This window comes from Syntrophomonas sp. DTU019 (genome assembly GCA_913757435.1).
Lineage (GTDB): Bacteria > Bacillota > Syntrophomonadia > Syntrophomonadales > Syntrophomonadaceae > DTU019.
Map to the genome: position 1 here is coordinate 1,029,370 of CAJYDM010000001.1, position 19,040 is coordinate 1,048,409.

Annotated in this window: 20 protein-coding genes; 9 read left to right on the forward strand and 11 right to left on the reverse strand. The window is 52.5% G+C overall.

What is annotated here, in order from left to right; all coding sequences use genetic code 11:
• The first annotated feature begins 171 nt into the window (after positions 1-171).
• Complete coding sequence (locus AC15IQ_RS05225) at positions 172-843, forward strand: SOS response-associated peptidase (RefSeq protein ID WP_483177614.1); 672 nt, start codon at positions 172-174, stop codon at positions 841-843.
• 62 nt (positions 844-905) lie between these two features.
• On the opposite strand, the gene AC15IQ_RS05230 is transcribed toward AC15IQ_RS05225, so the two are convergent.
• From AC15IQ_RS05230 to AC15IQ_RS05240, 3 genes are all read right to left on the reverse strand, one after another.
• Positions 906-1,949: a glycosyltransferase gene (locus tag AC15IQ_RS05230; protein WP_483177615.1), complete on the reverse strand. Its 1,044-nt coding sequence runs from the start codon at positions 1,947-1,949 to the stop codon at positions 906-908.
• Positions 1,942-2,646, reverse strand: a complete 705-nt coding sequence (locus tag AC15IQ_RS05235; protein WP_483177616.1) for a PIG-L deacetylase family protein — start codon at positions 2,644-2,646, stop codon at positions 1,942-1,944. Before AC15IQ_RS05235 ends, AC15IQ_RS05230 begins: the two co-directional genes overlap by 8 nt.
• A 242-nt stretch (positions 2,647-2,888) precedes the next feature.
• Positions 2,889-5,168, reverse strand: a complete 2,280-nt coding sequence (locus AC15IQ_RS05240; protein ID WP_483177617.1) for a beta-propeller domain-containing protein — start codon at positions 5,166-5,168, stop codon at positions 2,889-2,891.
• Between the two features lie 495 nt (positions 5,169-5,663).
• Between AC15IQ_RS05240 and AC15IQ_RS05245 the strand changes: the two genes are divergently transcribed.
• The 6 genes from AC15IQ_RS05245 to AC15IQ_RS05270 all read left to right on the forward strand — a co-directional run bounded on the left by AC15IQ_RS05245 (position 5,664) and on the right by AC15IQ_RS05270 (position 9,695).
• Positions 5,664-6,827 carry an iron-containing alcohol dehydrogenase gene (locus tag AC15IQ_RS05245; RefSeq protein ID WP_483177618.1) on the forward strand — a complete coding sequence of 388 codons (1,164 nt, stop codon included), beginning with the start codon at positions 5,664-5,666 and terminating at the stop codon, positions 6,825-6,827.
• Positions 6,828-6,964: 137 nt separating this feature from the next.
• Positions 6,965-7,222: a hypothetical protein gene (locus tag AC15IQ_RS05250; protein WP_483177619.1), complete on the forward strand. Its 258-nt coding sequence runs from the start codon at positions 6,965-6,967 to the stop codon at positions 7,220-7,222.
• A gap of 27 nt (positions 7,223-7,249) precedes the next feature.
• Positions 7,250-7,795, forward strand: coding sequence for a TlpA family protein disulfide reductase (locus tag AC15IQ_RS05255; protein WP_483177620.1), 546 nt, complete (start codon positions 7,250-7,252; stop codon positions 7,793-7,795).
• 129 nt (positions 7,796-7,924) lie between these two features.
• Positions 7,925-8,056 carry a CD1871A family CXXC motif-containing protein gene (locus AC15IQ_RS05260; RefSeq protein ID WP_483177621.1) on the forward strand — a complete coding sequence of 44 codons (132 nt, stop codon included), beginning with the start codon at positions 7,925-7,927 and terminating at the stop codon, positions 8,054-8,056.
• Entirely contained in the window at positions 8,049-8,900 is an 852-nt protein-coding gene (locus AC15IQ_RS05265; RefSeq protein WP_483177622.1) for a 4Fe-4S binding protein, read from the forward strand. The genes AC15IQ_RS05260 and AC15IQ_RS05265 overlap by 8 nt, the downstream gene beginning before the upstream one ends.
• Before the next feature lie 93 nt (positions 8,901-8,993).
• A complete protein-coding gene (locus AC15IQ_RS05270; protein ID WP_483177623.1) occupies positions 8,994-9,695 on the forward strand; it encodes a hypothetical protein in 702 nt (233 codons plus the stop codon).
• A gap of 72 nt (positions 9,696-9,767) precedes the next feature.
• Here the strand turns inward: AC15IQ_RS05270 and AC15IQ_RS05275 are convergent, their stop codons facing one another.
• The 5 genes from AC15IQ_RS05275 to AC15IQ_RS05295 all read right to left on the reverse strand — a co-directional run bounded on the left by AC15IQ_RS05275 (position 9,768) and on the right by AC15IQ_RS05295 (position 12,745).
• Positions 9,768-10,457, reverse strand: a complete 690-nt coding sequence (locus tag AC15IQ_RS05275) for an ABC transporter ATP-binding protein (RefSeq protein ID WP_483177624.1) — start codon at positions 10,455-10,457, stop codon at positions 9,768-9,770.
• Positions 10,442-11,185 (reverse strand): ABC transporter permease, encoded by a 744-nt coding sequence (locus AC15IQ_RS05280; protein WP_483177625.1) that lies wholly within the window; start codon positions 11,183-11,185, stop codon positions 10,442-10,444. Before AC15IQ_RS05280 ends, AC15IQ_RS05275 begins: the two co-directional genes overlap by 16 nt.
• Positions 11,182-12,177, reverse strand: a complete 996-nt coding sequence (locus tag AC15IQ_RS05285) for an ABC transporter substrate-binding protein (protein WP_483177626.1) — start codon at positions 12,175-12,177, stop codon at positions 11,182-11,184. The genes AC15IQ_RS05280 and AC15IQ_RS05285 overlap by 4 nt, the downstream gene beginning before the upstream one ends.
• A 115-nt stretch (positions 12,178-12,292) precedes the next feature.
• Positions 12,293-12,538, reverse strand: coding sequence for a spore coat protein (locus AC15IQ_RS05290; RefSeq protein WP_483177761.1), 246 nt, complete (start codon positions 12,536-12,538; stop codon positions 12,293-12,295).
• 24 nt (positions 12,539-12,562) lie between these two features.
• Positions 12,563-12,745 carry a ferritin family protein gene (locus tag AC15IQ_RS05295; RefSeq protein WP_483177627.1) on the reverse strand — a complete coding sequence of 61 codons (183 nt, stop codon included), beginning with the start codon at positions 12,743-12,745 and terminating at the stop codon, positions 12,563-12,565.
• Between the two features lie 222 nt (positions 12,746-12,967).
• Between AC15IQ_RS05295 and AC15IQ_RS05300 the strand changes: the two genes are divergently transcribed.
• Both AC15IQ_RS05300 and msrB read left to right on the forward strand, forming a co-directional pair.
• Positions 12,968-14,020: an HD-GYP domain-containing protein gene (locus AC15IQ_RS05300; protein ID WP_483177628.1), complete on the forward strand. Its 1,053-nt coding sequence runs from the start codon at positions 12,968-12,970 to the stop codon at positions 14,018-14,020.
• 200 nt (positions 14,021-14,220) lie between these two features.
• Positions 14,221-14,622, forward strand: coding sequence for a peptide-methionine (R)-S-oxide reductase MsrB (gene msrB, locus AC15IQ_RS05305; RefSeq protein WP_483177629.1), 402 nt, complete (start codon positions 14,221-14,223; stop codon positions 14,620-14,622).
• Between the two features lie 124 nt (positions 14,623-14,746).
• Here the strand turns inward: msrB and AC15IQ_RS05310 are convergent, their stop codons facing one another.
• From AC15IQ_RS05310 to AC15IQ_RS05320, 3 genes are read right to left on the reverse strand one after another with little or no spacing between them, the layout of a single operon-like run.
• Positions 14,747-15,913: an efflux RND transporter periplasmic adaptor subunit gene (locus AC15IQ_RS05310; protein WP_483177630.1), complete on the reverse strand. Its 1,167-nt coding sequence runs from the start codon at positions 15,911-15,913 to the stop codon at positions 14,747-14,749.
• 20 nt (positions 15,914-15,933) lie between these two features.
• A complete protein-coding gene (locus AC15IQ_RS05315) occupies positions 15,934-18,309 on the reverse strand; it encodes an ABC transporter permease (RefSeq protein WP_483177631.1) in 2,376 nt (791 codons plus the stop codon).
• Entirely contained in the window at positions 18,309-19,019 is a 711-nt protein-coding gene (locus tag AC15IQ_RS05320) for an ABC transporter ATP-binding protein (RefSeq protein ID WP_483177632.1), read from the reverse strand. The genes AC15IQ_RS05315 and AC15IQ_RS05320 overlap by 1 nt, the downstream gene beginning before the upstream one ends.
• Positions 19,020-19,040 lie beyond the last annotated feature (21 nt).

The window sequence follows — 19,040 nt, forward strand, 5'->3', positions numbered from 1 at the left end:
GCAGGAGGGCCTCCAGGGGAGGGTGGTCATGCTGGGCGTTCTCACCTAAACTATCGGGCTTCAACGGCAACTGTCAGAAGCCCCGAGTAGTCCCTCGTCTTCCCACCTCTTCAATACTCCAGTTGATGTATAATCTTTATAGAGTTACTGTTAAGGACAGGAGGCTAAGCTATGTGCGGGCGTTATTCCATACTGGATGATATCGATGAGCTATGTGAGCGCTTTGCCTGCCCAATCCCGGGTTTTACCGTGCAACCCCGCTATAATGCAGCCCCGACGCAATACTTGCCGATTGTCGTCTCAGGTGATACCGGAAATGAGCTAAGAATCATGCGCTGGGGCTTGATCCCGCATTGGGCTAAGGAGGCCAAGATCGGCAGCCGCCTCATTAACGCCCGCATCGAAACCCTGGCGGAAAAACCCGCCTTTCGTGCTGCGCTGCGCTACCGGCGCTGCCTGGTGCCTGCTGACGGGTACTATGAATGGTTCCCCGGCGAAAAAGGCAAAGTGCCTCACCGGGTAATAGGAAAGGACGCAAAAGTGTTTGCTTTTGCAGGTTTGTGGGAGAAATGGTCTGATCCTGAAGGGGACGAAATACAGTCCTTTACCATAGTGACTACCGAGCCGGTGCCTAATTTGGCCTGGCTGCACAACCGCATGCCTCTGATACTTCCAGACCACCTGGAAAAGACCTGGCTGCAGGGGATGCAAGATTTCAGCCCCAAAACGATGGTGGCATTTCTGCACCAAATGCGTCCGGTCGATGAGCTGCAGGCCTTCCCGGTTTCAACTCGGGTCAATTCGCCCCGCAATGATGATCCCTCGGTTATGCAACCGGCCTAGCAATCAGACCGATTGCAGCCCCCCAAAGCCTTTCTGATACCGACTAAAACCAATTAATCGGGTTAATACTTCAGAGCCCGCCTAGCAGCTTGGTACAAATCTATGTGTTGCTCGATTTCACGGCAGTAGTCAAACCTCTGCCTGACCAGCTCAGCGGCTGCCTGCCCCATGACCTGGCGCAGTGCGGGGTCGGCGTGCAAGGTGAGGGCAGCCTGGCATAATTCCCGGGAACCGGAGAAATAAAAACCCTCCCGGCCGTCTTCCATAATGCCGCGGTTCCCCGGCACAGCGCTCATAATGGCAGGAAGGCCCAGACTCATCGCCTCCAAAGTGGCCTGGGGCTGCCCTTCGGCATGAGAACAATTTATCACCACATCCCCCAGCGCGTAAATCCCGCTGATCTGCTGGTGAGGTATTTCCCCTATGTATTTAGCCCAGGGAAGGGCTTCAATGCGCTGAATGATCCGCTTTCCATAAACCGCATCGATCACTGGGCCCATTATCAATAAACGCACCCGGTCGTCTTTCCCGGCCAGCATTTCCAGGCCATCCAGGGCCAGCTCCACATTTTTTACCGGGCGCAAGCCGGTGGGGAGCAAAAAAACGGTGCATTCGTCCGGTATCCCGAAGTCTTGCCGTTGACGGGGTGGAGACGGGGGCAAGTGGATGCCCTGAGGGATGAGTACGATTTTATCCTCCATAGCCGGGCTGCATCTGATGAGCCTGGCCTTGAATTCCTCATGAAAAACCACCACCTGCCTGACTACTGCAAACACTGCCTGCAGGGCTTGGCGTTCTTCACTATCTGCCTGGTTTAGGTCAGTCCCGGTCAAAGTCACGATCAGCGGGTGATCTAGCAATTGCGGATGGCTCGTCAACAGCCGGGCCAGATACAAGCCATTGAAGGCGTGTATGATGTCGAAGTAACCGTTTGCCAGATGCTCATGAAGTTGCTCACTGAAACCCTCATTTTCCAGGGAAAGCAACTCGGCCTTGATGCCGTGGGCTATCAACCCGTCACGGATTCGCCGGGTGGTCAGGGTGTTGCCGCGCTGGCTTTTGTGGAAAGGGGTTATTAAAAGGACTGCGGGGTTGGCATTATTCATAGGCAGGCTTATCCATCAGTGACGTAATCTTCAACAATTGAAAACACTCGCAATACTGACAGCGGCTATTCATCACTGCGCGGTAGCGATTCAGGCCTTTAATGGCATCATCATAGGCATAGCCCTGAAGTTGGGAGCGGTGCTGACGCAGCGCGGCCAGCTTTTTATCCATAAAAGCCGAAATGTCAACAGCTATTCCTGGTGCTGCGATTGGAGTCCAGATTTCATAACCGAGTACGGTGGCGACCGCCCAGGGTTCCCCAGGACTATCCTGGTGCCAGGGACCGGCAGCCCGGCGTATAGCCTCCATTCCCAGTTGGTGGGTGACGAGATGGTCTCTGACCCCATCCTGACTGTGGGGCAGGTAGACGCGGTGCGGTCTTTCTCTCCTGATCAGACTGGTCAATTGCTGCAGATATTCCCGCTGCACGTTGAGATAACTGTCAGGCCAGCCTAAGAACTCGGTTTCCCCAACGCCTAGAACCCGGGCTGCGGCCTGGGCCTCGCTTTTCCTCATATCACCCAGCTCAGCTTTGTCGATGTCCAGACTGCCAGATTCCCCGGAGGTCAGATATACTATTTTTACCGTATCGCCCTTTTCAACATGAAGGGCTATGCTGCCCCCGCAACCCAGGATATCGTCATCAGGATGAGGGGCGAATACCAGTATGCGGTTGGCGTTAAGTTTAAGATTCATATGGTTATTTTATAGGATTTGCCCCACTTTTGCCACTGCTGTGGTTGATCAGGCCATAAGCGCCAGCTGGTTGAGCTCAGGGCCTGGCCCGCGCTGATATCAGGCAGTGATGACGAAAACCACTGAGCATAGTTAGGTGCAAAGGTGTGGTTGGTCTTAAAAGGAATAGGCCGAAGGAAAGCCTTCTTCCGGGATAGAAAAGGTAAGGGCCACCGCCAGGGTGGCCCAGGAAAGGAGGACTATTAATCGGTTATAATGCGATTTAATTCTGTCAGGGTGCCATTCTGGTTGGCTTTGATCATACCCTCTGATAAGGTGTAGAGATTGCCCCCCAGGTAGACTACGCGCTGGATCTCGCGGTTGCTGCCGCCCCAGTAGTCCCCGGCCTTGAGGTAATCCTGCTGGTCCAGGTGGGTTATGCGCCCCTGCAGATTGAAGCCCTGAGCTGAGACATTGTAGACATAGGCTCCCTGGAAGGCGAAGGAGCCATAACCACCGCTGCCTTCATAGACAGTCACCGGGAAGGCCAGGATGTTGTCATACATCATAAAAGCCTTGTGGTTATTGGTGGCTTCTGAACGGGTTCCCGAAGTGCCGATCACCGTCTTGCAGACTTCGACAGGATGATTGACATCGGCCACATCAAACAGACTCAGTTTCAGGCCTGTGGTCTGAGTAGCCTTGCCCACTTCTTCGACTTCACTGCCCAGGCCGATAAGGTAATGGTCACCATAGGGGTGCAGGTAATTGCTGAATCCGGGGATCTTGAGTTTGCCCAGGATTTTGGGTTCAGTGGGATTCATATCGATGACAAACAGGGGGTCTATCTGTCTGAAGGTGACCAGATAAGCCCGTGGCCCCATGAAGCGGGCTGAATAGATTCTCTCGCCGGGGGCGATGTCCTGGATAGCCCCGGTCTGTCTCATATTGGCGTTGAGGATGTAGATCGCATTGGCTGACCGGATCGTATCCCATTGCTGGCTGGTGGTGGCGATGCGAAAATGGCCTTCATATTCGTCCATGGAAAACTGGTTCAAGACCGTACCCGGGACCAGCCCGCGGTTAACATAGCGTACCCCGTCCCCCAGGCCGAATTTGTAGACCACGGTGCTCTCGGTGTCCCGCATGCTGCCTTCCCGATAGTAGCTGGGGTGGTAATGTGATGCCGCTATATAGAGATTGTTGGGTGAGCAGAACACATTGCCGCTGGAACCGAGGAAGGTTTCCAGGTCAAATTTGTTGCCAGCGGTGCTCATCTGTATCTGGGCGATGTTTACATATGAGTTGAGCTGCATATCGGGGAAATAACGGATCTGATCGTAGTGCTTGGTCTTTTCCTGGCCATTGATGGTATACACTGGCTCGAAAGGCTGGTATACGTATTCATTGGTGATCACATAGATGCTGCTGCCAATTTTTCGCGATGACAGGTAGGTTCCGGGAGTTCCGAATTCATCGGCCTTGGTCGGGTTGGCCTTGTTGCTGGTATCGAACACCGTCACCAGGGTGCGGTTTTGATTCACTGGATAAACAGGCGGCATGATTCTTTTGGCGCTGCTCTCCATTGGCACCGGGTAGGGATAATCATAACGGGCTGTGCCATCCTGTATCAATATAAGGCGATTGTGGTCTATATACATCTCCCGGGGATGCTGCAAGAGCGGTATGCGTGCGCTCACCTGCAACTGGCTTGCTGGGTAGGCTTTGACAATGATAACTTCATGATCTTTCACTTGATAAAGGTATTCCCCGTCGGTTTTGACGATGTCGGACTCATCTACCCCCTGCACCTGCACATTGGTTCCTGAATAATCATTTGCGCCGCTGAGCTGGTTGGGGGCTGAATCCGCAACCTGTTCCTGTGCGGGCCTGGCGGACTTCATGCTCTCAAGGCGTACGCTATAGCCGCTGTTGCCATATTCATCAATTAGGCGCTGCAAATTCTGGGCTGAATTGACCCGGGGAAGATCAGCCCCGGCTGCGGAGGCGGCCTGAATGATCGCGGCTTGCTCTTCAGGGGTCTGCCCCAGAGTAAATACATGAACCGCCCGGCTGGTATCGTTCCAAACCACTTGGGCGGCAAAGAATTCCGATATAAAGCGCAAGGGCACCATGGTGCGCCCATTTTTAAGCACTGCTGCGGTGTCCATCTGCCTGGGGCTCTCGCCGCTGATCAGCATCTCGGTGCTGTTAATGACCAGTGCTGCCTGACGGGCCGGTGTCTCACCGTCAGCAGGGCGTGTAATGGTGACCTGCGAATTATGTGCATCCCAATCCACACTGGCGCCCAAAGCCAGCGAACAGAACCTGACCGGCACCATGGTGCGATCGTTCTCGTCGATATAGGGAAGCTGGTCCGGGAACAGGGTTTGCACCCCGTTGATATAGACATTGACATCCTGGGCCTGAACGGTTGAAGCCGTTAACAGTCCTGCAGCAACAAACACTGACAGCAGCAAACATAAGATTATTGCAACTCCTTTGTACCTGGCCGACATGGCATCCCCGCCTTTCTGCTTCAAAATTTCCCTTGTATATACCTAATACATATCAGGGCTAAAAATCTTACATCTGGTGGGTACCATTTCCACAGCATAAGATTGTGCCGATGTGCTCAGATAAATGCCACTTTTAAAGAGGATTCGACATATTTAACATCATCAAAATATGCCGGTGTGATAACGGAAAGCATAGTGCAACCAATTAGCCTGAACCAAGAGCTATGAGACTGGACCAGAAATGAAAAACTACCCCTGCGGCGGGGTAGTTTTTCAAGGGCAAACAAGAGTACTATGAGACTGGTTTTTGGAACGAATCGGAAGATGTTGCTCCTGTTGAGCGTCAAGAGCGTCTGAACCATCTTCTTGTTATGAATGCGTTTATCAGATTTAAATTTGGGGGTAGGTCCACGCAAAATGAAAAAATTTTTACCTTTTGAAAATGTCCGCTTATTCGCGCGATTGCCCAGCTTAGATATGCTAACATGAAATAACGGACAAGCAAGGAGGTCTTTTGGCATGAGGAATTTCAGCTTTGTCAATCCCACCCGGATCATTTTTGGGCGCGACACCATCAAGCGCTTAGGCCAGGAAGCTTCTGCTGACGGCATAAAGCGGGCTCTGTTGGTTTATGGACAGGGTTCGGTGTTTCGCAACGGGGTATATGAACAAGTGGTGGCGTCACTCTCCGCTTCAGGGGTCGAATTCGTGGAACTGCCAGGGGTGCAGCCCAATCCGGTACTCTCCAAAGTTCATGATGGGATAGCGCTGGCTCGGGAACACCACGCTCAGGCTATCATTGCCGTCGGTGGGGGCAGTGTGTTTGACAGCTCTAAGATTATAGCCGCAGGGTACCATCATTCCGGTGACGTATGGGATTTCTTTTCCGGGGCGGCCCGAATCAAACAAGCTCTACCCGTTTACGGGGTCCTGACCATTTCCGGGACCGGTTCGGAAATGAACCTGAACGCAGTCCTGACCAGGGAAGAAGACCGGACCAAGTGGGGTATAGGCTCAAAATACCTGTATCCCCGGCTGTCCATCATCGACCCCGCTGTGCAGGCCACCCTGCCTGCCCGCAACACCGCTGAAGGTGCGGCGGATATGATCACTCATATCCTCGAGGTCTATTGCGATGGCAGTACCGGGGTGGAGGTGATGAGAGAATATATGGAGGGGCTTATCCGGGCTATCATTGCCCAGACGGCGCTCGTTCTCCAGAATGCGGATGATTACCAAGCCCGGTCCCAATTGGCCTGGGCTGGCACCCTGGCTTTTAATGGCAGCACCTCACCAGGCACAAAAGGAGGGGATTGGGCCACTCACGGCATGGAACACAGTCTGAGCGCCTTTTACCCGGTGGCTCATGGTGCCGGATTGGCGGTGCTGTTGCCGGTGTGGATGCGCTATGTTTGTGCTCAAGATCCCGCTTCCTTCAGCCGGTTGGCCGAAAAGGTTTTCGCCATAGCGGAAGGGCAGGACGAGCAGCGGAGTCTGGCCGGTATCGAGTCACTGCAGGCCTGTTTCGCTTCCTGGGGGCTGCCGGTGCGCCTGCGCGATCTGGGGGTGACTGAGCGGGATCTCCCCCGCATGGCCGAGAATGCGGTCATCAAAGGCCCTCTGGGGGTGTTGCAGAAGCTGGGGTTTGAAGATGTCCTGAAAATCTACCGCCAGGCCTGGTAGGCTGGACACGACCAATATTATTGGCATGGCCTGGTCCATTTTTAGAAGTGGCTTATGGCAGGACCCTTCTGGGAGGAAAACCGCCCCGGGTTGCGAATTAATATCATGGGTAACTATCTGCATCAGGGGGTATTCAGATGTATAAATATGAATTCGTCGTCCTCAGTGTCAACCAGTTAAAGGGCAAACGCATCGAAGGCACCCGCGATTATGACCTCAAGGTGCGGGTGAGCAAGGCTGAAGAGGTGGTTTTCGAGGAAACCATCCGGGTGAGGAAGACCAGCAACGGTGTATTCCCCGAAGAAGAATTGATTACAAAGAAAATCAAGTCACCCAGTTTGAAGAAGGAACTGATTCAGGAAATAAAAGCCTTTGTGAAAAAACACAAAAAATAAGGAATCAAGTACAGCCAGGAGGTATGTATGAAGAAAGCCATAGCTATGGCGTTGATACTGGTCGTATGGCTTGCCGGAGGATGTGCCGCCCCTGAGTCGCCTGGACCGTCAGGGAGCAGCACGGCCAGCTCTAAGACGAATCCGCTGGCTGGGCAAGTGATTCCAGCCTTTCAAGCCGTCGACCTGAACGGTCAGGTGGTGACTGAACAGGTATTCAGGCAGCATACCCTAACCATGGTCAACCTGTGGGGCACCTTCTGCCAGCCCTGTATAAGGGAAATGCCGGATCTGCAAAAGCTGCAGGATAAGCATCAAGGCTCCGGGGTCAAGATCCTGGGGGTAGTGGTTGACAAAGACGCTGCTGCTGCCAAAAGAATAACTGCTTCGGCCGGAGCAGTGTTCCAGAGTGTGATTCCCGATGACTCCCTGGAAAAAAACCTCTGCCGGGCCTTTGACTATGTGCCGGCCACCGTATTTGTAGATTCCAATGGCCGGGTCTTGGAGGAACTGGTCAGCGGCAGCAGCAATTTGGAGGGTTACAGCCGGGTAATCGACCGGCTGCTGAAAAAATAGATCTTAGACTCGCGCCAATTGCTTTGATGAATTAGGCTGATTGTATGACTATATACTAGGGCATGAGCACAACCCGGTGCAGCGATATTTATGATGTCTTATTAAGAGCCATTTTTATGAGGTGAGAATATGAAATTTATCAGGGTCTTGCTCCCACTGGCCGGGGTGGGCATGCTTCTATTCGGGGTAATGCGTCAGGAGCATCTCATAGTATTGACCAAGGCCATAAATATCTGCCTGGAGTGTGTGGGCATTGGTTAAACTGAGGGGCTGGGTGCAGCTGTTCAGTGCGGTCGTGTGGAACCCCATGCTGGGCAATTTTATCAGCGGTCATATTTACCGGGGTAAACTCAAACAGATCTGCATCCCCGCCCTGAACTGTTATTCCTGTCCAGGGGCGATAGGGTCATGTCCCTTAGGTTCATTGCAGACTGTTTTAGCCGACCCCTTTTATAACTTTTCGTTTTATGTAATCGGCTATTTGCTTGTGTTCGGTTCCATTCTAGGGCGCTGGATATGCGGCTGGGTATGCCCTTTCGGCATGATCCAGGAATGGCTGCACCGGGTGCCGTTCCCCAAAATGTTGTTGCCACGCTGGATGGGGGGAGTAAAATACGGCATACTGGCGGTTTTTGTGCTTTATCTGCCCATGGCCGGGGCAAAATCTCTGGGATTGGGTGAGCCGGCCTTCTGTAAATACATCTGCCCGGCCGGAACTCTGGAAGCTGGTCTGCCGCTGCTAGGATTGGTTCCGGGCTTGCGCTCTGCGCTGGGCAGTCTGTTCGCTCTGAAATTGTTCATATTGTTGTTAGTGGTGGTTGTAAGCTTTATGATATTCCGCCCCTTTTGCCGGGTGCTGTGCCCGCTGGGAGCTATTTACGGTTTGTTTAACCCGGTGAGTTGGTATCGCTACCAATGCGCACGCGAAGCGTGTACCGGTTGCGGTTCCTGTGCGGCAGTGTGCAAGATGGGGGTCAATCCGGCCATAAGACCCAACAGTCCGGAGTGTATTCGTTGCGGGGATTGTTTGCGCAGCTGCCCTCAGGGTGCTTTGAGTTCTAAATACGGCATCAACTCTACTACTGAAGCTGCCGCTGCCGAATAGATAAATGGGGATATGATCAGTAGGGTGCGAAATTGAATACCTGAAAAAAGGGCTCGGGAATAGCGAAGGTTCGCTGGAAAGGGGTTGCTTGGTGTGAAGAACAGACAGCGCTGGATGGTGATAAGCATTTTAATGCTGATAATTGTGGTTGCAGCCGGATGCAGCCGGACGAATCCCTCCCCACTGAATGATTCCGCCTCTAAGGAGAACGTGTCGGTACAGGGCAGCGGAACCGCTAAGGCTAAAACCCTGGCTGAGGTCCTGGCCCAGGGTAAGAACCAGCCCGGGGTTTATTGCGAATATGTAGTCCGGCCTGATCAAGGCAGTCTGCTTCGGGGAAAACTCTGGATCGCCGGGGACAACCTGCGCGCGGAGAGTATGGAGGAAGGACAGAGCACCGCCATTTTTATACGCAACGGCGCCAAAGGCTACAATTACATGTTCACCTCCAGCGATACACAGGCCATAAAAGTGACTGATACCCATCCAGCCGAGGAGATCGATCCCGTAAAAACCCTTCAGGATGTCAGCGATAAAACCCAGCCCCTGGGCAAAGAGGTCAAAGACGGCAAGAACTGTGTGGTGATTAAATTGGAAGAGGATGAGGTAGTGAACCGCATATGGATCTGGGAAGAGCAGGGGGTGCCGGTGCGTATCGAGAGCACTTATAATGAGAGCACCACGGTGATGGAATACAGCAATTACAAATTTGAAGCGATACCCGAGGCCAGGTTTGAACTGCCCGCAGGCATGACGGTAGTGGAGCTTCCCGGAATAGGATCAGGGAATCCGTAACTACGGCCCTTATGGGCTTTTTCCTAAACATATGTTGGGTGAACTGAGCATATGTCAAAATGCGGAATAAAGTTAATCACCGCAGACCAGTTTCAGTAGTTCACCTTCCAGGCGCATCAATTCCGGCGAGGCAAAAGACCTTGCTTCATTTAGGGTCACCGGGAATTCATGGATGATGCGGGAGGGAAGGCTGGATATCAGAAGGATACGGTCAGCCAGGTACAAGGCCTCTTTTAAATCATGGGTGACCGTAAGCATGGTAAAACGGTGCTGCTCCCACAGCTTGAGCACATCGTCCATGATGTTGACTTTGACCTTCAGGTCCAGGGAAGCGAAGGCCTCGTCCAACATCAGCAGCTGGGGTGAGACTGCCAGAGCCCGGGCCAGGTTGACCCTTTGCTTCATGCCTCCGCTGAGCTGGGTCGGATAATAATCGGCAAAGCCTTGCAACTGCAGGTTGTTCAGTAATTCATCGATATTAGCCTGCTCGTTTACAAAGCGCAGATTTTGCCTCACGGTTCGCCAGGGGATCAGGCGAGGCTCCTGGAATACGAAACCGATGTGATTAGTGCTGACTTCCAGACTGCCCCCTGTAGGGGTTTCCATGCCAGCCAGCAGCCGCAATAAGGTAGTTTTGCCGGAGCCTGATATACCTAATAACGCTATTCTCTCCGAAGGCCGGATCAGCAGTTCCCAATCCTCCAGCACCTTCAGATCACCATATTGCTTATACACTCCCTGCAGCTTTATGCTGGCCCCCATCGGTCCAGTATCCTCCTTAAAAAGAATTTCACCATCCGTTCAGTGGCTATACCCAGAATACATGCCATAAGTGTGACTGACCAGGCCCCTGCCGAATCAACTACCAGCCGGGCATTGAAAATCTCTACCCCTAAACCGCTGCCACCGGCCAGGTATTCGGCGACCAGCACCACCTTCCAGGCTTGCCCGATGGTCACATCGATTATGGCGGCGATAAATGGCAGCAGCGAACCCCAATAGATGTTGTAAAAAACCTTTTTGAACGGCACCCGGTAAACCCGGGCCATCTCCAGGAGATCCTTATCCAGGCTGCGTATCCCGGATACGGTGGTGAGAATAGCGGTGGGCAAAAGGGACATAAAGGCTATGAAGACCGGCCCCCTCCAGCCAATGCCCCAGGCGAAGATCACCAGGGTGAGCCAGGAAACCACGGGCACAGCCTGAATGAACATGATAATGGGACGGAACATATCGTAGCAAGCTTCAGATAGACCTAAAAAGAGCCCTGCGATGATGCCCAGCAATAACACCAACCCCAGGGCCAGGCCGACTTTCCAGGCGGTCTGCAGGGCAGCTTCCAGCATTCCGGGATCGATCAAATGTTGAGCCAACAATCCCAGGGTCTCTCTTGGGACCGGTATTATCACCTTGCTGACTATAAATGATAGGATCTGCCAGCATACCAGGAATATGATGATGCCGGCCAGTGCTCTGCTCAAACCTTTCATTCACCGTAGAATCCTTCATCGGGCAGTTGTTTTATAGCATTGCGGTCGATCTGTTGAATGGTCTCCAGGTATTTTTTTACCTCCTCGCGGCATTCCGCAGTCGGCACATATTTAAACTCGGTGCGCTGCAGTGAGGCCTTCATGACCGCCGCTGGCAGGGGCAGGGTAGTCTTGGCCTGCTCGATGGCGGCATCGGGATTGCTATTGCACCAATTGGTAGCGTCGGTTAGGAGCTGGGCTACATCCTTCACCGCTTGCGGATTCTTGGCTGCATAATCCTTTTTCACAAAAAGGCCTGCAATAGGCACGCGGGGTTCGACCCCGGCTGCCTGGCCCCAATATTCCTGGTAGTCGAGCACGATAGAGCCGGCATTGTCTTTCATGGCCAGGGTTACATACGGTTCGGGCAAGGCTGCGTAATCAATCTTTCCAGCCTGGAAGAGGCTGACCACTTCCTGCGGCGGAGCATAGACGAACTTGATGTCCTGATCCGGGGTGAGGCCTGCCTTAATAAGCCCTAAGCGGGAGAGAATATCCACGGTCTGGCCCTTGCCCACCGGCATATATAGAGATCTATCCTTTAAAGAGGTCCAGTCGGTAAATGCCACCCCTTTGCGGGCCAGTAGATAGAACACTTTCCATTCATGAACACCTAGCATCACCAGGTCTTTCTGATTGGCATACAAGTTGGCCGCCATAGTAACCGGCAAAACCGCAAAATCGGTCTGGTTGCCGGCTATCAGCCCGATGGCCTCATCATTGCTTTTCCAGTAAGACACTTTAACTGTGACCGGTCCTTTGACAGCGCCGTTCTCAATTCCAGCCACTGGCAAAACCAGAGGGCCGAGCGGATTTATCAATTTAGCTTCGGTCGGCTGGGCAGGCTGAACCGGCTGCGGAGCACCCTGCTGGCACCCGCCCAGGGCGGATGTCAATAATAGTATCAAAGCCGCCAGAAGAAGGCGGCGTACTAAACAGCGTCTTTTTCCCATGTGATCGCCCCCCAGATGTGAATTTATGTTAAATATATCACAAAACAATCTCAGGCTATACAATTGCATAAAAAAAGGAGCGTCCCAAGAACGCTCCTTCTGGTTTATTACACAATTAGGAGGAAATTTGGGACTTAACGGTCTGGATGTCCTGGGAGTCGGCTTGAGCGGCAGGTTTATAGAAACCCTTCTGTTCAGCCAGCTGAAACAGTTGATACTGGAATTGCTCGTCACTGTTACGAATCTGCTGAATGGTGGAACGAAGCTGTTGATTGGCGGTTTCGCTGATTACACTGGCATACGTGGTCAAGCTGGCGTTGGTCATGGACAGGATGTCATTGACCATTTCTTTGTCAGTCATGTGTTTGTTCATTGTAACTCTCCTTTAACCCAAAAATGACATCAGCTTCTGAGCAGTCTGGCTGCAGGATTTGGCAGCCTGCTGAAACATCTGTTTGCATTGCGGATCCTGGCATTGTTCCGCATAGAAATTCAATTTCTTTTCCCCATTTTTGTGCGCCCCGATAAGGTGCCGCAGGTTCTGCAACTCCATCTGATTTAGATTCATCTGGTGACTCCTTTCTAAGTGTTATTGGTGAACACAGTACCATTTTGTGCAGGCTGGACAACAATTATTCTCGACCAAGTTATAGTAAAAGGCCGCGATTTACGATAATTAATTTATACCAAGAAAAAAGACCTAAAAATTCAGCAATAAATTAACTATTAGGAAAAAAGGCCGTTAGTATTTGGGAAATTTTCGAGGTTATCGATACAGGGAGAATGTAAAGTGATTAAGCTGAGCCTCAGTAATCTTCCAGTTAATCAGAAGTTAGCTCGCAATATTTATGATCAGGATGGGAAATTATTACTAGCCAAAGGCATACTGCTCGAACCGCGGCATATCCAGCAATTGCTCAAAAAAGGCCTGGAAGAGGTGTTTTTGTGGGATGAGATCCCGGCCCAACCGTTGGCTCAATATGAAAGCCGAGCGGTACGACGTCCCGCCGAGTTGCCAGCAGGGATGGGAACTGCGGTTGAGGCCTTCCGGGAGTTCATGTACAGCCTGTCTCGGGGCCATATCATAACCTGTAATCAGGTGGAAGAGACTGTAGACCTGATATACCCTGAAATAATGGAATCAAACAATATTCTCAACCAGATCAGACTGTTGCGGCAAAAAGATGAGTACACCATGAAACATTCAGTATCAGTGAGCGTGATCGCCGTGAAGCTGGGTGAGCACATGGGGCTAAAGGAGAAGTCTCTGCGGAATCTGGCCAAAGCAGCCTTACTGCACGACATAGGCAAAGCCAGGGTATCCTTGGAATTGATAAACAAACCGGCTAAGCTCACCGATCAGGAATTTAAGGAGATGCAGCAGCATCCTGTGCATGGCTTCAAAATAGCCCAGGAGATGAAGCTTCCGAATCTGGAGGTATTCACCGCCATACTGCAGCACCATGAAAGATTCGACGGCAACGGTTATCCTTTCCGGGTCCTGGGGCGTAAGCTGCACATTTTCTCGCGTATTATCGCCGTCGCAGATGTATTTGACGCTTTGACTTCAGACCGCCTCTACCGCAAGGCTATGCCTTTGTTTGACGCCCTGGATGAGGTGATCAACAACAGCATCGGTCATCTGGACCCGGCCATAACCAGGCGGCTGGGTGCCTATGTACTGAATGTCATCCCCGGCGAATTGGTGAGATTGAACGACGGCTCAACCGCCTCCATTGTCATGGTAAACCGGGATGAACCTCAGCGTCCCATGGTACGCAAAGACAATCGGTTCATCAACCTGAAGGAAGAACGCGAATTGCATATCATCGACCTGCTATAACGACACGTAGTGGGGGGCTAACCAAACCTCCATGAACATACAGTTCACAAGCGTGAATGAAAACTTCCTGCCCCCCACTTGCCCATCCGCTTGCCCCCAATGTTCCGTTCCTTGGCCTGTCCTGTGCCTAACTATCGCCGTGGCTGTTCGTAATTTTTTGTGTCAGTACGGTTACAATAAGACTAAGGAGGATTGATAGTATGACTGAGAAGAAGGGCAGATCGGAGGAAGAATGGAAAAAGATTTTGTCTCCTGAGTCCTACCGCATTTTGCGACAAAAAGGCACTGAGGCACCATTCCATAATAAATACTACAACCACCATGAAAATGGGGTTTATTACTGTGCCGGCTGCGGTCAGCCCCTGTTCAGCTCCGAAGTAAAATACGAGTCCGGATCGGGTTGGCCCAGCTTCTACCAGCCCATCGAGAAAGAGGCCTTGGACCAGGCCCGGGATGTAAGCCACGGGATGATGCGCACTGAAGTGATGTGCAAGGCCTGCGGTGGTCATCTGGGGCACGTGTTCCCTGACGGGCCCAGGCCTACCGGTATGCGCTACTGCATTAATTCTGGAGCGCTGGATTTCAAGCCCAAAGACGAATAGAATCATGAAGAGGGAGAACTTAGCGAAAACATGGGGACTGACAGATGGACAGACCGCCCCTATCTGTCAATGCATCTGTCACATCTGTCAACTCATTTCAAAACGCCACAAGAGTCCCCGTTTGTCATTTTACAATGGGGTTGACACGGCTGCCGGCAGGTATATCCTTGCTGGCATCTTTGACTATAATATCGCCTGCGGAAAGGCCTGAAAGTATGGCTACATGAGAACTGTCACTCAAACCTGTCTCCACCGGCTGTATGACGACCCGATTTTTCTGTATCAACAAAACCTCTTTGCTGCCGCCGGAGGTGGTGCGCACGCTCTGCCGGGGCACAGTCAACACATCAGACTCCTGTTTGGTCTGTATGGCGATGCGCACCTCGAAGCCGGGCTTCAGGTTGCCGGTCGTATCCAGACTGATGATCACCGGAACACGGCGCTGTATAACCCCCAACGCAGATTGCCTTTCCTCAGCGCGGGGATAGATCTGGGTCACAGTGCCATTTAAAACCTGAGACCCCAGCACCGGCGCACTGATCTCCACCGCCTGGCCTACTGCTACTTCGGCCAAATCATCGCTTAAAATGTGGGCTTTTAGTTCCAGCTTATGACTGGAGGCAATGCTGGCCAGAAGCTGCCCGGGCATCACATTCTGACCCTGCTTGACGTCTAAACTCAGTATTTTTCCGGAACTGGGCGCGATAATGGTCAATTGCGCTTTTTTCTTCTGCACTTCTGACTGGGTGCTTTTAAGCCCGCTGAGTTGAAGCTGTGCGGCTTGCTGTGCAGACAAAAGCTCTTTTTCGGTAGTCTCCAATACCTGTACCGAGGCTAGGGCTTGTTCGTATTCACTCTGGCTGGCAGCCCCGCTTTGCAAGAGTGATTGCACCCGTTCCAGGCTGCGACGGGCTTCGCCCAACTGTATGCTAATGCGCCCGAGGGCTGCAGAAGCAGCATCAAATCCGGCCTGAGTCTGGCCTATCTGCGATTCGGTCTGCGTGGCCTGTATTTCAAGATCCTGATTCTGAAGGCGAATTATAATTTGTCCGGCTTTGACATCCTGACCGACCTGTGCCTCCACAGCCGCTACGCTGCCATTTTGCTGTGCATACAGCAAAGCTTCGTTTTCGGCCTGAACTACAGCGGTATCCTCCACGGTGCGGGTAATCGCTCCCGGGGAAACCGCCGCCGCATCCACAGCAATCACTCCGCCTTGATAAATCGCAGCCCCAGCCAGAACAACCAGCACCATGGCTATGCCCCCATACAACCAGCGTTTCCTTTTCATTTCTCACCCTCGCCTCCCGTTTAATCCACATATTTTGACATTTCGATCATATCCAGAGATGAAAGCCCGCGGGTAGCCAACCAGTACCCTGCTAAAACAAATCCCAAGCCCACCAGCAGGCTGAGCACATAACTGACCGGGGAGATGATCACCGGAAAGGTGAACATATCTGTGCTCACGCTGGAAATATAGACGACTGCCAGCCAACGCCCGGTGGGAAGCCCGATGATGAGCCCCGGCACCGCCTGAATCAATGTGTCTTTCAACATCAAGCCGGATACCTCGGTATGGGTGAACCCCATAGTCAGCAGCGAAGCCAATTCTTTTTTGCGTTCATTATAGCTCATCACAATGGAGTTATATATTATGGCCAGCCCCAGGATTAGAGAGAAAAAGATCATGATGCCGACAAACAGCATTGAACTATCCAACAGGCTGGTGATATTGTCGATCTCCTTCTGGCGGCTGGCAATGGAGTTTATCCCGGTTATGTCGCTCAGTTGAGCCTCGATGGTGGACGAATGCCCGGGGTCTACCAGGAGCATGCAGCCTGAAACGACGTCCGCTTCATGAAGCAGGCGGTTGGCCTGGGCCAAGGAGGTATAGCAGACGCTGCCCAGGAGCTGGCGGTTGATCGACACCACCGTCAGTTCAGTAATTATTGGTTCACCGCGGTTTAAGGTTGTTTCGACCGTGATCAGATCGCCGGGTTCAGCACCCAGCTTGCGGGCAGTGATTTCTCCCAGTATTATGCCCTGCTCTGGAATTGCCATAGGATTGCCCTCACTATCAAACGGCGTCTTGAGCCGGTTGCCCTCAGCCTGGCCGTTTACCGCATCCTCGACAGTCCGACCGTTATAGTGGATTTTCACCGGGATTTCGATAAAGGCTTCGACCTGGTTGACGCCGTCCATGCGGGAGATAGCCAGCAACTCACTGCTGCGCACCGGCTGATCAAAACGCACCATGTAGTCGTAAAGCATCTCTTTCTGATAGTATTGTTTCATCATGTAATCAATAGCGTCATTCATAAAGAAGGATATCAATAGCAGGGACACCGCAGCCACTACCCCGCCCACCGTTACCAGGGTGCGCATGCGGTTGCGGGCCACGGAACGGAAGCTCATCTTCCACAGCGGGCTAAGGCTTTGCCACAAAGAGGGCAGGCGTTCCAGTATATTGTGGGCGCTTTTGCTGGGGGGCTGGGAGCGCATAGATTCTGCCGGGTTGATGTTGACGATGGGGGCGGAGCCGCTCAAACCAGCTACCATACCTACCGCAGCGGCAAGCAAGAAGCTGTATGTTATGACCTGATAGTGATAGCCCTCTACATTGGGGAGGTTGAAATAAGTAGCGTACAACTGATTGAGAGACTGAGAAAACAGCAGCCCCAGGACGCTCCCGCACAATGCTCCGATCATACAGACTGCCAGGGCGTAACTGCTGTAATGGAACAACACTGCAGCATTGCTGAATCCCAGGCCTTTCATGATGCCAATCTGCAAACGCTGCATACGCACCATACGGCGCAGCAGGACGATCTGAATTCCGGCCGCAATGGCAAGAAAAATAATAGGGAAGAATCTGGCCATAATGCGACCGCTGGTCAACTCCGCATCCAGCAAAGAGTGGCTGAGCTGGTCCTTGCGAGGATAACTGGCCAGGTTGCCGTAGGGAGAGAGCAGGTCTTGGATATGTGATATTATTGCTTCGGTGTCTGCTCCGGGGGTAAACACCACCAGTATCTGATTGATCTGACCAGGCAGGTTGAAGGCTTCCTGGGCCTGATTGAGCGGGATCATAAATATGCCGAAGGTCTTGGGGTCAGGGACCATGCTGGACAGATCTTTGATAGCATATACGAACTCAGGGCCTATGGCGGTACCCACCACGGTGAGGGGGATTTGCCGACCCTCAGCGATTATCTCCACATTTTCACCGAGATTGAGGCCATTGGCCTGCAGGTAGGAGGGGTCAACCAGGGCTTCGGCACCGCCATTAGCCGGATAGGCCTCAAAGAGGCGGCCTTGTTTCAAGGCTACACTGTTGACTTGCTCCGCCAGCGGAAGGGGATAGGAAGTAAGACGAGCTGAGGCTCGGGTGCCATCAGCCTTTATTACCGCCACATCCTGCTGGATGCGGGCGGTCACTTTTTCCACCCCGGGAATACTGGCTATCTGTTTGGCGACCGCTTCAGGGGCATGCACCACGTGAAAGTAGTGATCGGCAAAGTTGTTATCATTATAAAAGCTCTCCTGGGCATAGCCCAGATTGGAGAAGGTGTTTGACATGGCCACATACAGGGAGATGCCAATGGTAATGACCAGGGCCATGGCAAAGAATTGCCCTCTATTGCTCCAAATTCCGCGCCGTAATTTTCGATACAGTACCTTCATTACCACTCGATCCCTTCGGGGGTGGCCCGGCTGGCATTGATTTGAATCTCTGCAATGCGGCCGCTGCTCATACGTATCACGCGGTCGCCTATGGCCCCAATGGCGGCATTATGAGTGACTATCACCACCGTACTGCCATGCCGAAGGTTTACCTCCAGGAGTAGTTCCAATATGGTCTTGCCGGTCTGGTAGTCCAGTGCGCCGGTCGGCTCGTCGCACAGTAAAATCAAAGGCCGCTTGACGATAGCCCTGGCAATGGAAATACGCTGCTGTTCACCGCCGCTGAGCTGCGCCGGGAAATGATCCAGCCGTTCCTGTAGCCCTACCTGCTCTAAGACCTCGGCAGAGGATAGCGGGTCGTCGACTAGAGAAGCGGCCAGTTCGACATTCTCATAGGAGGTCAGGTCGGATATCAGATTATAGAACTGGAAAACGAATCCGATATGGTCGCGGCGATACTGGGTAAGCTCAGAGTTGCTGGCTGAATGCAAGGCCTGTTGGCGGAAGAACAACTCTCCACTCGTCAGCCGATCCATGCCGCCGATGAGGTTTAAAAGGGTGCTCTTCCCGGAGCCGCTGGGTCCCAGAATGACCAGCACCTCTCCGGCCAAAATATCGAGGCTGGTCGCTTTCAAGGCTTCCACGGACACCTCGCCCATGATGTAGGTCTTGGTAACATCCTGCAGGTGAACCAGAATTTCTTTAGCCATGAGCTGATCCTCCCCCTCAAT